Source organism: uncultured Sphingobacterium sp., assembly GCF_964277905.1.
Classification (GTDB): Bacteria; Bacteroidota; Bacteroidia; order Sphingobacteriales; family Sphingobacteriaceae; genus Sphingobacterium; species Sphingobacterium siyangense.
The window spans coordinates 18,993-33,800 of the sequence record NZ_CAXYKD010000019.1 but is presented as its reverse complement, the minus strand read 5'-3'; the positions used below and the strand labels follow the sequence as shown (position 1 = coordinate 33,800).

The window sequence follows — 14,808 nt, the reverse complement described above, 5'->3', positions numbered from 1 at the left end:
GTGTGAATTGATTAATTTAGTTGTTAATATTTTGGTGCTGTCGAGTGTTGGTCAAACTTGCGATAGCAATTCAGTGCAATCTTTTCTTTAAGAAAAAAACATTGCACTGAATATAGGGTTATTTTCTTACAATTCCAATTCCCTGACGGTCGGGGAGAAGGCAACTGCCATTTACCACAGTCATGCCGTCGTATATGTCATTTCCAATTAATAAAGCACCGTCTAGATCTGCCCAGTCTGTTAATGGTGCAAGTTGTGCAGCTGCACTGATCGCGCAGGAAGTTTCGGTCATACAGCCTATCATAACTTTCATTTCCAAAGAACGAGCAAGTTCTGCCATTTGTTTAGCTTCACGCATGCCCGTGCATTTCATCAGTTTGATGTTGATTCCCGAGTATACACCCTTTAATGCCGGAACATCCACAAGGCGTTGGCATCCTTCATCGGCAATAGTAGGGATAGGACTATGCTCAGTAAGCCAGGCGTTGTCGTCTATCTGCTCCTTGGGCATTGGCTGTTCTAAGAAAGAAACATTTCTTTCTGCAAGCCAGTGTGCCATTTCCAAAGCCTCTTCACGCGTTTTCCAACCTTGATTCACATCGGCACACAAGGGACGATCGGTAACCTGACGGATGGTATCTATGATCATTTTATCCGTATCAAGACCCAGTTTCACTTTTAAAATTTTAAACTGATCAGCTTCGGCGACTTTTTGGCGGATCATTTCTTCTGTATCGATTCCGATGGTGTAGGACGTCGGTGGGATAAGGTCAGGATTTAATCCCCATATCTTATAATAGGGCTGATTCATAATTTTACCAAGGATATCATGTAGGGCAATATCAATGGACGCTTTTGCAGCCGTGTTTTTCAAAGCAAGCTGATCGATATAATGCAGGAGCTCTTCGGTTTGAAAAGGAGAGTTGAAGCCTTTCAGATCAATCTGATTGAGGAATGATAAGACACTTTCCTGCGATTCGCCTAGATAGGGGGGCATACTCGCTTCACCATAACCGATAATGCCATCATACTCTAGTTCGGTCAATACAACCGGTGTTGTGCTCCGGCTAAAGGAAGCTACTGTAAAGACATGACGCAAAGTTAGCGTGTAAGGTCTAAATCTCAATTTAAAGGCTCCAAAATCTTTACTAATCCATTCAGATTGATTGCTCATCGCTATGTTTATTTATTGTTGTAATAATTGCTTTCAACGACTTTCTGTATTGCGCTATCGTGGGTCCCGAGGTAACGGCGTGCAGCAACCACAGTTCGGGTTTGGAAATCATCGTAGTTTGCAGCGTCCTTAAGCATACTGTTGATCCGGACCAATCCAGCAGCGTGAATAAAAGTTCCATTGCCGATATAGAGCGCAACATGTGTTACACGCGCATTAGGATTACTATTTTTGCCTGCCGCAAAGAACAGTAAGTCTGCCGGTTTTAGATTTTTGAGTGCTTTTTCAGGGTCGAAATGTCCTTCTTGATCTAAAATGTCGATTTTTTCACCTGCGAGTACTTGTTGCGATGCATCTCTCGGAATCACGAAGCCGTTCATAAAAAAGCTTGTTTTGGTAAAACCGCTGCAGTCTACACCTTTCACCGATGTCCCCCCCCATAAATAGGGCAGGCCCAACATTGTTTTTGCACTGGCGATAATATTTTCCGCCGTAGGCTGGCGCGTTTCAAACCAATTTTTTAAGGTTAGACTTTCTGATTTTTTAATATAACCTAAACGTCCATCCGGATATGCTATTTCATAAAAGTTGCTTTTTTGTCCTTTTAACTGAAGAATGTCACCATATACGAGATCAGACACTCGTTGGCTTTTTTCATTGGGTTCAGAATATGATTTTCCAAACTCCGCTGTATAGATAACTTTTTCTGCTTGCCGCCAATTTGCCAGCATGGTTTTGTCCATCGCTTCAATGGAAGAACTTGGTACCCATGCAATATAGCCATCCGGCGTGCGGACACGGTAGTCACCGCTCTTTTTTTGCAGAAGATCCACTTGCGTTCCCAATAAAACCTGGCTAGTCAGCTCCGCAGCATTATCTGGAAATGTGCGCATATTTGCAACGGAGAGCCTGATGACTCCAGAAGTTTTTTCGCCTACACTTGCATCAGGCAAGAGCTGTACTTGAATATTAGCTGATATATCTTTTGCCTTTTGCTCCAAAACGAACTTAGCATCTTTTTCAGTTGTTTCAAGCACATATTGGTTCTGTGCGATATCCGCTTTTTGGATTGCTACGATCTTGGTTCTTTTATCGGGAGCGAATTCACGTTTTACGTTTTCTTGCAACTCTTTGATCTTGAAATAAGTCGTGGAATCTAGCTGCTGCGCCTGACTGCTTTCAACACCTATAAGGCTTGCATAAGCTAAAATAGCGAATTTAAGAGTGTTTTTCATGCGAATTAGTTTGTTTCTAAAGATAGGATTAATTCATAATATAAGTCAATTTTTATTGTCGATTTTTAAGTGATTTTGATGTTATGTTGCTAAAAAACGAATGTTTGGGTTTAATTTTAATTAAATTATCTAATTGCTAAAACCATTTTGTAATATTGCTTATTGATTGTGAAGTCAATATCCTTCTTCAGTTTAACACGAAGCTGTAAAAATGTAGAATAGCATTTTCCAGCGTATATCGATGAAGTAGATTGGGGGCAGATGTGACGTAAGATCGTGTAATACACTAGAAAGAAAGCGATGTCTTTGTGCAGTCAATGATGAAAATTTTTTGTATTCGGTAGACTGAAGGCAATTTTAATGATTGTTTTTTGCCGAATTAATCAATAGCGATAGTTTTATAAAATATTAATAAGGAAATGAGTTCAAGACGTGATTTTATTAGGCAAGGTTTGATTGCTGCGACGGCAATGGGGACATTGACAGCATTTGATGCGAAAGGATTGACGATTACAGCAAAGGGCAGTGTTAAAAAATATCCTATTGTAATTTCAACTTGGGACTTTGGGATTGCAGCAAATAAAGCCGCTTGGGAAATATTGTCCAAAGGAGGCAAGGCATTGGACGCGGTGGAACAAGGTGTGCGTGTGCCCGAGGCCGATCTCAAAAATATGACAGTTGGTAAAGGTGGTTATCCAGATCGCGATGGTCACGTCACACTTGATGCTTGTATCATGGATGCGGATGGTAACTGTGGTGCTGTTGCTGGAATGGAAAAAATTGGACATCCAATATCAGTAGCGCGGATGGTTATGGAAAAAACACCCCACGTGATGCTGGTAGGCGAAGGTGCATTGCAATTTGCGTTAGAAAATGGTTTTAAGGAAGAAAATCTACTGACCCCAGAAGGTGAAAAAGCGTGGAAGGAATGGTTGAAGGAGAAAAAATACAAACCTGTAGCCAATATTGAAAACCAATCTTTTGCAGCAGAACGTTTGCCAGGAAACCAATATAACCACGATACGATCGGTATGTTGGCATTGGATGCCAATGGGAATATTTCTGGAGCTTGTACAACCAGTGGTATGGCTTTCAAGATGCATGGTCGGGTAGGAGATAGCCCTATTATTGGAGCCGGACTTTATGTCGATAATGAAGTGGGCGGAGCTACATCGACCGGAGTTGGTGAAGAAGTCATACGGAATGTAGGTAGTTTCTTGGTTGTCGAATTGATGCGTCAGGGTTATTCTCCGGAAGATGCCTGTAAGGAAGCTGTTATGCGTATCGTGAAGAAGAAACCTGCAATTGCGAAGGAAATTCAAGTTGGATTCTTAGCAATAAATAAAAAAGGCGAATATGGTGCCTATGCGCTACAACAAGGTTTTTCCTATGCGGTTTGTGACAGTAAACAACAAGATTTATTGATTAAAGGAAAACACTACTATTAATATTAAAATAGGGGAATATGGGTACGAGGGCGGCGTTCTCAAGTGGTAAATGGAACGTAGGCTGCCATTTTTCGCAATGGTAGCAGTGTATCTCATTGCCGATTAATAATTATATTTGTCTAAACATTTTTCGCTGTGGCTACTAAATCGGCTATAGTGTTTGAAAAAGTAAGATTAAAATACGCAAGATTATAAAAGTATGAAAGCAACATTTGGAGGAGGATGTTTTTGGTGTACAGAAGTTATTTTCCAAAACACTGAAGGGGTAACATCGGTATTGCCTGGTTATATGGGAGGGCATGTAGATAAGCCAACTTATGAGCAGGTCTGTACAGGTACAACCGATCATGTTGAGGTTGTCGAGCTAGAATATGACGAAGAGCTAGTGAACTATGAAGACCTATTGAAAATCTTTTTTAAGACACATAACCCGACGACATTAAACCGTCAAGGTAACGATGTGGGGACGCAGTATAGATCAGTTGTTTTTTATCATAATGAAGAACAGGAGATCTTAGCGCAGAATTTTATCGACGAATTGGAAAATGAGGATGTTTATGAGGACGCTATTGTCACAACGGTAGAACCAGCTGTGACATTTTGGTTAGCAGAAGATTATCATCATAATTATTTTAATGATCATCCTGAAAATCCATTTTGTTCAGTAGTCATTGCTCCAAAACTTCAAAAATTCCTAAAAGAATTTAAAGCTTAAAGGACAATACTTAAGGTGTTGTATCCTACACAAAAAAGGCTCGAATATTTATTCGAGCCTTTTTTGTGTATTGAACACGAGTTAGAACATTTCCATCTGTCCTTTATCGTCGATTTGGATGTCATTTGGATTAGTGATTTCCAATTTGATATCGTCATTTTTATCGGTTGACTCTATCTCCTTCTCCTTCACGGAACCGTCCTCTGCCGTTATGGTACTATCAACCGTTGTTTCTGTGGTATCAGTACTCGTTTCGGCTGCTTTTTCTTTACCTTTTTGACTTAAATCTTCATCCGCCGTTGTTAGCGTAACCGATTTTACAGTATGGAAAGACAGGCGGTTTCCTTGTGCTTTTATTCCTTTTACGTCAATAATTTCAGTCAAAGGCTGATCAAGAGTTTCTTCCGTTTGGGATTTACCTTTTAAAATCTCCAATTTGACCATCGGTTCAGCCGCATTACTCATCAATACCAATTTAGATCCCGCATCTTCATTAATAAAGGAAATGCGTTTTCCAATAGGTTGATCGTCAAATTTAAAACGTTTAACAAAGTACGTTCCGCTCTTGCCGTCCTGATGCACAACTGTATAGATATGGTCCGGGTGGTATTTTTCGATCCGGATCATTTTCTCGTCGAAGTGGTTGCTCAGATCAAAGTTTGACAATTCGTAACTACCATCCGAAAGAACCACTAATATCTTGTCGTCGCCGTCAAACTCGCCAAGGTATTGGCCACGTTCATCTGCATTTAGACGTTTCATGATGGTATCGTACCATATTTTTCGTCCTGCCAGTGTGGAAACACCAGAGCTTTTAAAGCTGATTTTTTTGACGGGATATTTTGATACAATGTTTCCTTGTGAAGCACGGCCCTTGATTGCAATCTCGGCAAAGTCCATGTCAAAATTCAACTTGCGCAATTTTGTGTGCGGTTTAAGCTGTATATTAACGATCTCTGCTTCACCGTTTGGATTGGCTGTGAAATATAGGATTTTAGACCCTTTGGATCCTTTGGATACATCATATTCCTTATCCCGAGTGACACCTACCACAGAGAAACGTTTAATGTAACTGGTACCAGTTTCACCTTCTTTATAGATGGCGTTATAGATTGTACGTTCATCACCTTTTTTGAAAACAGCAACGTGGATAATTCCTTTTCCAACGAATACTTTATCCTGGATTTTACTAACAACATATTTGCCATCTTCGCGGAATACAATAATATCATCGATATCCGAGCAGTCGCATACAAACTCATCTTTCTTCATGCCTGAGCCAATAAATCCTTCCTCACGATTGACATATAGTTTGGCATTTGCTAGGGCAACTTGGGTCGCTTCTACTTTATCGAATATACGCAGTTCAGTTTTACGCTCGCGGTCTTTACTATATTTCTCACGCAATTTCTCAAACCATGCAATGGCATATTCTGTCAATTGACGCAGATGACGCTTGACTTCCTTGATCTCATTTTCGAGTGTTTTCATCATTTCGTCCGCTTTTTTAACGTCGAAACGTGTAATACTACTCATTGGTTTATCGATCAATTTTTTGTAATCTTCTGGTCGTATCTCACGATAAAATTGATCGAAGAAAGGTTCAAACAAGCGATTTAGAACCTGCACCACGACTTCAAAGTCACCTGCATTTTCATAATCCGGATGCTTGTACATCCCCTCTTGAATAAATATTTTTAATAAACTACTGAAGAAGATTTTTTCTTGAAGATCGTTTAAGCGAATCTCCAATTCTCGTTTCAATAAATTTTTTGTGTTTATTGTGTTTTCCGTTAGAATGTCATTGACACTCATAAAGTGAGGTTTCTCATCTTTGATAACACAAGTGTTAGGTGAGATAGAGACTTCACAGGCGGTAAAGGCATATAAAGCATCAATCGTTACATCAGGAGAAATTCCAGGAGCCAAATGCACAATGATCTCTACATTTCCTGCTGTATTGTCCTCGATTTTTTTGATCTTAATTTTTCCCTTATCGTTTGCTGTGACCACACTTTCAATCAGACCGCCCGTCGTGGTTCCAAATGGAATTTCTGTAATTGCGAGTGTCTTTTTGTCGCGTTCTTCAATTTTCGCACGTACACGGATTTTACCGCCACGTTGACCCTCATTATAATTTGAAACGTCGGCCATACCACCCGTAGGGAAATCTGGGAAGATATTCGGACGTTCACCGTTTAATACCTGAATAGATCCGTCAATTAACTCAATGAAATTGTGCGGCATAATCTTGGTTGCTAAACCAACAGCAATACCTTCGGCACCTTGAGCCAATAATAATGGGAATTTTACCGGAAGTGTGACAGGTTCGCGATTCCGTCCATCATAACTCAATTGCCACTCAGTTGTTTCGGGATTGAAGACAACGTCATTTGCAAATTTGGATAATCTTCCCTCGATGTACCGTGGAGCAGCAGCAGAATCGCCCGTAATTGGGAAGCCCCAGTTACCTTGACAGTCAATCAGGAGATCCTTTTGTCCCAATTGTACCATGGCATCACCGATAGAAGCATCACCATGTGGGTGATATTTCATCGTGTTACCAATGACGTTGGCAGCTTTATTATATCGTCCATCATCCATTTCCTTCAAGGAATGGAGGATACGACGTTGTACGGGTTTCAAACCGTCATTGATATGTGGAACGGCTCTGTCCAAGATGACATAGGATGCATAGTCCAAAAACCAGTTTTCGTATAGTCCTGATAAAGGTATCGTTTGACTTCCGTTTTCTGTTTTTCCTGATCCCAGCTCTTCTTGATTATCTTCCGTTGGGAAGTTCGTTTCGTCACTCATTTACTCAGCAATAGATTAAATTGTACAATACAGAAATGTTCGAAATAATATTTTATTCGAACGTGTAAAAATACAAAACCATTTTGTTTTATCCCAGTGAAACTATGAAAAGTTAAAAAAATTAGTTTTTATAACTAATATAATTAGTTTGTTGATTGGTCAATGGCTAGATCATACCAATAACAGGGAATATTCCATAGATCGAAATGAAATTCTTCAGTTACCTGAAATCCTACTTTTTCCAAGACATGCCTTGATCCCAGGTTTTCCGTATGTGTGATGGCATGTACTTCAAAATGGGTCAGCTGTTCGCTGTAATATTGCATGCAGGCTAGTGCGGCTTCTGTCGCATAGCCTTTTCCCCAAGATTCCGTTCTGAAACGATAACCAAGGTCTAAAAATCCAATACGTCCGTTCTCCAATTCGTCAATATACTTAAATCCCGTCCAGCCTATCCATTGATTGCTTGATTTCTCAATGACCCCTAGACGGCCTATACCGTATTTTTCATATTGTTGCTGAATATGCGCGATGGCTTTTTTCATTTCTTCAATAGATTGAACAGGTTCGTTATTCAGAAAGGTATGAACCTCCGGCTGTGAATCCATTGCGAAAAAATAAGCTGCATCATCCATCTGTATTGGACGGATAATTAAACGTTCAGTTTCCAGTATAGGTAAGTGTTTTTCCATATTGTTTATCTCAAGTGTTACGGCATGCTAAAGCCACAATTTGTCGATATCTTTTTGTAGTATTTTTTCTTTCATTTCCTCTTCAAAGTCGCCGAACTGCTCTTTTTTTACAGATTTACTAATTCTGCCAGTTTCGAGTACCAAGATTTCATCGCAGGTATCTTTTAGCGTAGAAAAGATATGGGATGAAATCAGGATCGTTTTGCCCATCGCTTTTAAACGAAGAATAATCTCCGTAAGAATAATACTGCTTTGTAGATCGATGCCATTAAAAGGTTCGTCAAGGATATAATAATTATTGTCCTGAAGTAAAGTAGCTGTCAGGGCTAGTTTTTTTTTCATTCCCGTGGAATAGGCGTTCGCATACTCCTTTAAGGGCAACTCGAAAATATTTCTCTCACTGAGGTTTTTGATCTGTTTACCGCGTGCATCCGTCAGCAGATAAATATACTCTTCGCCGGTGAGCTTTGAAAGGAAATACGGATCCGAGGTGAGGTAACCTAAATTGTTTTTCAGCGGTTCTAAATCAGATTTTAAACTTCCCGAGGCGGTTTCTAGTCCAGCAATACAACGAAACAGCGTTGTCTTTCCAGCGCCATTTTCACCGACGATACCATATACTTTTCCGCTATCAAAGAGGTAAGTAACCTCGTGGAGTACTTGATGCTGTCCAAAGGACTTATTGATATTCGTAAGCTCGATCATAAGTGATTTTTTAGATTGTTGATTGCTTTGATATAATAAAAAGGCAAGAGCGCTAGAATCAAAGGGTAAAAGCTAAAACAAAGTGCCAAAGCAAAACCTTCGGGGAAATTGATCTCCCGTGGGTAAGCGACGTATTTCAATGTGATTGCAAAAGGAAGTAAAAGTAATATTCCGCCCAATACAATACAGGCATTAAATAAATCCAATGGAAAGATGACAACATACAGAAAAAGAAGGGGCAGTACCAAAAGCAGACACTGTAAAATTCCCCTTTTAAACTTTTGCATCAGAAAGACTGTTGGTGTATGATGGTGATTCCAGAGGTAAAAAATAGGCTCCGGAAATTGATAATAGAAAACGCAGGTGAGCGCAATGCAAACGACGCAAAATAAAACAAGATTGGAATTGGCTACATAAAAACCGATTCCAGCCAATAGATACAATACAAGTAAAAGCAAGTAGCTCCGTCGGAATCCGATGATAAATTCAAAAGGTTTTTTTGCGAAAGGTGTCGGAATAGATTTTCCGAAAGCCCTAAATGTCAAAAATGCAAAAACAACTGCCAAAGTAACCAATAACAATGCATAGGGCCATTGACTGTGGAGTATAAGAATGACGAAGGACGGCAGCGTTAATAGCCCATTCTCAACTATTCTGATCTTATGAAAATCTCGCTTACTGTATGTATTTTTGAGAAAGTCATTTCTGTTTTTTTCTGTGAGCAGAAATAGTGCTTGAAAATTGCAAAGCAGTAGTGCATAACAACCGAAAAGCGGGTATTGAACCAAAGCATAATAAGCAAAATAACATAATCCAAACAACAGGAGAAAGGCGAGCCAAACAGGCAGTCCTGTAGCCCGAATATGCCGAGATAGTAAAGTATACTGAAGCTTTAAATAATTGCTTACCATGATAAATCAAACTTAGATAAATTACCTTTTATATGCAATATAATTGCGTGGCATATAAAAGCAAGTATTCGATCTTATCTGTTCTTCTCGGTAGTCGGATTACTAGGCAGTTTATTGATCTCTCCGCTATCCATTGAGAAACACATTTAAAGAGAAAATGAGGTTCGGTCCTGCATGAGTTTGCAAAAACAATAAAGGCTAGTGGGCCTTGTGCTTTCTCTGCCAGTTCAGCATATAGGTCAGCGCAAGTAGCAAAACTACCGCATTGGCATACATAATGACTGGAATCCGGAGGATAACATCACTATAGTATAATCCAGCAAGCAGTGCGCCAAGCCCTATTCCAGCTTCAAGTGAGATATACATGGTTGCTACTGCCTTGCCCCGATGTTCAGGTAGGCTAAGGTCGATCGTCCAAGCATTGACGGCAGGGGAGAGTATACCTGTGCCCACGCCATAGATGCTTGCGCCGATCATCATTCCAATGAAACTATTGCCAATACCGATAGCAACGAGTGCAATAGCAATAATGACTATTCCGACAACAATGACTTTTGGTCTCCCGTAACGGTCCGAAACTTTGCCGGATACGAAGCGTATCAGCACCGATGCGATTGTAAATGCCAGAAAAAATAGTCCTTTGTTTTTAAGTCCCAGGTATTCACTCCAATCGGGAATTAAAGTTAAAATGACCCCATAGGCGGTATAAGATAAAAACGTGACGATTCCAGCTGGAAGGGCACGCCATTCAATAATATCCTTGCGGTTTATTTTGAGCATGGAAAGATTGAATTTTTCTTTTTTCGCCAGTGTTTCTTTCATGTTAATGACGATAAGAATAGAAAGAAGTGCCATGAAAGAAGAACAATAAAACATAACATTGATACCAAAGGCCTCGAAAATGGCACTCCCAATTGCTGGGCCAACAGCTGTACCGACGCTAAAAGCCAGTCCATGCATGCCAAGAGCCTCACCCCATCTTTTTTGAGGAACCAGATCGGCGACATACGCAGAAGTTGAGGTAGGTTTAAAACCGGTGGAAAAGCCGTGTATCAATCGTAAGAATAGGAAGCCCGCGACTGACGTTAAAATCGGATAAAGAAAACCACAGATGAAACAGACGATGGATCCAATTGCCATAACCGGTACACGTCCCCACCGATCGGTCAATTTACCACTAAAAGGCCGCGAAATTCCAGCAGTCAAAGTAAACAATGCTATGATTAGCCCTTTGTATTCCGCACCCCCCAAACTGCTCAGATAATTGGGTAGTTCCGGAATAATCATATTGAAACTAGAAGAAAATAGGAGCGAGCTTAAGCAAAGTAAAATAAATTGTAACGTATAGATGGATTTCTGTTCAGCGGGCATGGTGTAATTTTATCGTGTGTGAATATTCAAAAAAGAACATGGATAGCGGTATCGATCCGTCTTTCAATTGAACTGTTCAAATGTACAGTTTTTGGAGCGATTAAGCTTTTTCTTTTAACAAAAATTAATCGAATCTTTTAAACGAATAGAAAAATGTCGCGACGGGGCTTTTTCTCTATTAAAATTGATATTTTTGATGAAGATCAGTGTTTAAATATGGACGGGTATAGAAATCCAGGAGTATATTTTGAAATTCCTGTAACGGATATGGAAAGAGCTGTTCGGTTTTACAGTCAAACATTTAACTTTTCCTTTGAACGGGAGGAGTTTGACGGAAATCAAATGGCTTATTTTCCTTTTCAGGAGATGCTTCCGGGAATTACGGGAGCTTTAGCAAAAGGGGAAATTTATAAACCCACTCAAGTAGGAATATTGATTTATTTCCATGTAGAAAATGTGATCGATACAATCGGGAAAGCGCTAGCGCTTGGGGGAAAAGAGTTATATCCAGCCACCTTTCATACCGACTTGGGCTTTGCCGTAGCAGAGATTGAAGATTTGGAAGGAAACAGGATCGGATTACATCAAAAGCTCTAAGCGAAGCATCAAATTGAATCTGTTTTAGGTCAGTTTTTGTCTGGAAATCTCACTACAGAAGATCGTTGTTGCTACGGCTACATTCAATGATTCGGCTTGCCCTAGGCGTGGTATAGTGACAGCTTGATCGATCAAAGCTATTATTTCGTCGCTGATGCCATTTCCTTCGTTACCCATAACAATTAGCCCCTCTTTAGCCCACACAGTCTGATAAATGGATTGACCATCAAGTAGGGCGCCATACACTTTCAATCCAGTAGCCGGAATAAAATCAGTTAAATCAGTATAGTGGATCTGCAGTCTTGCCAATGAGCCCATAGTTGCTTGCACTACTTTAGGATTGTAAGCGTCTACAGTGCCAATGGAACAGATAATATGTTCGATTCCAAACCACTCCGCCGTGCGGATAATTGTCCCCAGATTGCCTGGATCCTGCACATCATCGAGTACGAGGCTAAACTTATTTTTTAAATCACTTGGTACAATTTTTTGCTGTAAAGGAAGTTTGACCAAAGCGAGTATACCTTGTGGCGATTTCAGTGCGCTAATCTTTTGGAATTCAGTTTCCGTTAGTTCATGGGATTTTATATTATGCGAGATTTTACCCACTTTTGTGTTGGCGTCGTCCGTGTAGAAAATAGACTCAACCTCATAACTTGATGAAATAAATTCCATCACGGATTTTATACCCTCAACGATAAACAGGCCGTGTTGTTTTCTATACTTTTTATTTTGTAGAGACGTTATTAGACTGATTTGCGCTTTTGACAACATTTTTATTGATGATTAAGTATACTCGTTTTATCGGATTTGCAAGTATAACGCTTTTAGTGTTATTTTTTGCATCATGCCGGTCTTCAAAATATCTTGACGATGACCAAGCTCTGGTTACAAAAGTACAGATTTCTGGTGTCACCCCTGCATTGAAAGAATCATCCGAAACGTATATTTCCAATCAAATAAGACCTAATTCAAGGGTAAATCTATTTATTTACAATACGTTCAATACTAAAAACGGACGCTATAAAACCAAGAAAATTAGGAATGTCGGCGAACCACCTCACTTGCTGGATTCGGCAATGGTAGATTTGTCTGCCAATCAAATCCGGCGTTTTCTATTTTCAAAAGGTTACTTTAAAGCTAAGGTCGAACCTACGATTTCAGTTTCCAAAAAGCGAGCACATATCGATTTTAAAGTAGATGAAGGTGTTCCTTATCAAGTTAGAAATATAGATCGAAAATTTGAAGATGAAGATATAAAGGCAATATTTGAACGGGAGGTACTTCCTAAAACTTCCGTAAAATCCAATACCCAGTACGATGCCGCAAAGTTGCTTGATGAGCGGGAGAAACTTTATGTTTCGATGCGTAACAATGGGTATTACGATTATGTAAGGCAGTATATGCGGGCTGGGGTCGATTCAACTATCGATGGACCTTTGATCGACTTGAAAATTAATGTCGAAAATCCATCTGACTCTACGATACATAAAAAGTATCAAATAGACAGTGTTTATATGACGATAAGGAATTATGGAACAATGTCGAAGAAGGAGCCACGTCGTATCCTAGATTCTGCAAAACGCCTTTTATTTGTTGATGAAACGAATAGTTTCAGATGGAAACCTTTGGAACGTTATATGTATTTACGCTCAGGTCAGTACTATTCCTTGCGGGAGGAAAATAAATCCTATGACCGATTGTACGAGATGAATGGTTTTCGTTCTGTCAAAATGCAGTTTGTCAAAAAAGATTCCAATAAACTAGATGTGCACTATGATTTCGTTCCAAGACCTCGTATGGGAAACCAGATAGAGGGGGAGTATACTTTTAGTTCAGGTATGAGCGGATTTAATATTGGAAATACATTCTCACAACGTAATATCTTTGGTGGTTCGGAGCAATTGGAAGTGAAATTACGTTATGGCGTATTGTTTGATCCGCGTTTAGCAGGAGGGCTTTCCAGCAAAATATTCAATAACGATTTTCAAGCGGGCGTAAATTTGGTTATTCCTCGTCTAATGGTGCCCTTTCATATTAATCCGGGGGGGAAGTTTGGTTTGCCCAAAACGACCTACTCGATGACATTGCAGTTGTTCGATCAAGATAAAACCTATTCAAACCGCTATTTTATCACATCGCTGAATTACTCTTGGTATGAAACAGAAAATAAGTACCATAGTTTTACGCCTATCGTTTTGGAGTATCGGGATGGACGCTTGGATTCCAATTTTCGGAACAAGCTTGTACAGGAAGGCTACCAGCTGTATGTACGTAGCAACGATCGCCAGTATTTTGGTTTAGGAACACAATATACCTTTATCCTGAATGGCAAGAAATTGAATAGCAAGGAGGATTTTCAATATTTCAGAGGAACATTGGACGTGAGTGGAAACGTGCTGGACCTTATTAGCTCCTTGGCAAAATTGCCCAAGAATGCTGATGGTGAGAAAAAAATATTTGGTGTGCCCTTTCTTCAATACGCCAAGACAGAATTCGATTATCGTTTATACCGAAATCTTGGTGGAAATAGGCAGTTTGTCTTCCGTTTTAATCCAGGGATAGCGATTCCTTATGGTAATAACTCAAAACTGTTGATTTTTGAAAAGAGCTTTTATAGTGGGGGGATGAATGGTATACGCGCTTGGCAGGCGCGTACCCTTGGACCAGGTGCATATAACCGGCAGAGTCTTAGTGAGGATTTGCGTTTAAACCTGCGTAATTTGGATCAGTTAGGGGAGATTAAGCTGGAAGCGAATGCGGAGTATCGATTCAGATTACTTAATAACTTTCTGGGCGCAAAGATGAATGGAGCGACATTTGTGGATATGGGAAATGTTTGGCGATTGAAGAAGGATGAAGAACTAAATCCGGGTGGAGAGTTTAAATTCAATAAATTCCTTGGGCAAGTCGCCATCGGTACCGGTTTCGGACTTCGTTTCGATTCGGACTATTTTGTGATTCGCTTAGATGCCGGGCTTAAACTAAAAGATCCACAATTCTCAGGTGCTGATCAATGGGTTATCAAACACTTCTTTGATTCCAAGGAATTTAAGGCACAATATTATGAAACCCATAGACCCGACAGATACAATTTTATTCAATACAATTTTGGAATCGGTATGCCGTTCTAATGTACAATC

At 39.9% G+C, this 14,808-nt stretch carries 12 protein-coding genes; 4 read left to right on the top strand and 8 right to left on the bottom strand.

Going from position 1 to position 14,808, the window contains the following annotated elements:
- Positions 1–118 precede the first annotated feature (118 nt).
- A complete protein-coding gene (locus tag ACHWSC_RS08530; protein WP_394676462.1) occupies positions 119–1,174 on the bottom strand; it encodes a dipeptide epimerase in 1,056 nt (351 codons plus the stop codon).
- Positions 1,175–1,182: 8 nt separating this feature from the next.
- Positions 1,183–2,409, bottom strand: a complete 1,227-nt coding sequence (locus tag ACHWSC_RS08525; RefSeq protein WP_182983183.1) for an NlpC/P60 family protein — start codon at positions 2,407–2,409, stop codon at positions 1,183–1,185.
- Positions 2,410–2,828: 419 nt separating this feature from the next.
- Here ACHWSC_RS08525 and ACHWSC_RS08520 point away from each other — a divergent pair, with 419 nt between their 5' ends.
- Together ACHWSC_RS08520 and msrA are read left to right on the top strand one after the other, a co-directional pair.
- Positions 2,829–3,857 (top strand): N(4)-(beta-N-acetylglucosaminyl)-L-asparaginase, encoded by a 1,029-nt coding sequence (locus ACHWSC_RS08520; protein ID WP_394676461.1) that lies wholly within the window; start codon positions 2,829–2,831, stop codon positions 3,855–3,857.
- A gap of 199 nt (positions 3,858–4,056) precedes the next feature.
- Entirely contained in the window at positions 4,057–4,572 is a 516-nt protein-coding gene (msrA, locus tag ACHWSC_RS08515; RefSeq protein ID WP_083663801.1) for a peptide-methionine (S)-S-oxide reductase MsrA, read from the top strand.
- A gap of 81 nt (positions 4,573–4,653) precedes the next feature.
- Here msrA and ACHWSC_RS08510 read toward each other — a convergent pair whose 3' ends face one another.
- The 5 genes from ACHWSC_RS08510 to ACHWSC_RS08490 form a co-directional block, all read right to left on the bottom strand.
- The gene (locus ACHWSC_RS08510) at positions 4,654–7,389 is read right to left on the bottom strand and encodes a DNA gyrase/topoisomerase IV subunit A (RefSeq protein ID WP_394676460.1); all 2,736 of its coding nucleotides are present in this window, start codon (positions 7,387–7,389) and stop codon (positions 4,654–4,656) included.
- A gap of 143 nt (positions 7,390–7,532) precedes the next feature.
- Positions 7,533–8,081 carry a GNAT family N-acetyltransferase gene (locus tag ACHWSC_RS08505; protein WP_394676459.1) on the bottom strand — a complete coding sequence of 183 codons (549 nt, stop codon included), beginning with the start codon at positions 8,079–8,081 and terminating at the stop codon, positions 7,533–7,535.
- Between the two features lie 27 nt (positions 8,082–8,108).
- Complete coding sequence (locus tag ACHWSC_RS08500) at positions 8,109–8,786, bottom strand: ATP-binding cassette domain-containing protein (protein ID WP_201665226.1); 678 nt, start codon at positions 8,784–8,786, stop codon at positions 8,109–8,111.
- Positions 8,783–9,697, bottom strand: a complete 915-nt coding sequence (locus ACHWSC_RS08495; protein ID WP_394676458.1) for a hypothetical protein — start codon at positions 9,695–9,697, stop codon at positions 8,783–8,785. The genes ACHWSC_RS08500 and ACHWSC_RS08495 overlap by 4 nt, the downstream gene beginning before the upstream one ends.
- A 198-nt stretch (positions 9,698–9,895) precedes the next feature.
- Positions 9,896–11,068, bottom strand: coding sequence for an MFS transporter (locus ACHWSC_RS08490; RefSeq protein WP_394676457.1), 1,173 nt, complete (start codon positions 11,066–11,068; stop codon positions 9,896–9,898).
- Positions 11,069–11,284: 216 nt separating this feature from the next.
- Between ACHWSC_RS08490 and ACHWSC_RS08485 the strand changes: the two genes are divergently transcribed.
- A complete protein-coding gene (locus tag ACHWSC_RS08485; protein WP_201665220.1) occupies positions 11,285–11,665 on the top strand; it encodes a VOC family protein in 381 nt (126 codons plus the stop codon).
- A gap of 24 nt (positions 11,666–11,689) precedes the next feature.
- Here ACHWSC_RS08485 and ACHWSC_RS08480 read toward each other — a convergent pair whose 3' ends face one another.
- On the bottom strand, positions 11,690–12,439 hold the full coding sequence (locus ACHWSC_RS08480; protein WP_394676456.1) for a TrmH family RNA methyltransferase: 750 nt from the start codon (positions 12,437–12,439) through the stop codon (positions 11,690–11,692).
- A gap of 8 nt (positions 12,440–12,447) precedes the next feature.
- Between ACHWSC_RS08480 and ACHWSC_RS08475 the strand changes: the two genes are divergently transcribed.
- Positions 12,448–14,799, top strand: a complete 2,352-nt coding sequence (locus ACHWSC_RS08475) for a BamA/TamA family outer membrane protein (RefSeq protein WP_120336523.1) — start codon at positions 12,448–12,450, stop codon at positions 14,797–14,799.
- Positions 14,800–14,808 lie beyond the last annotated feature (9 nt).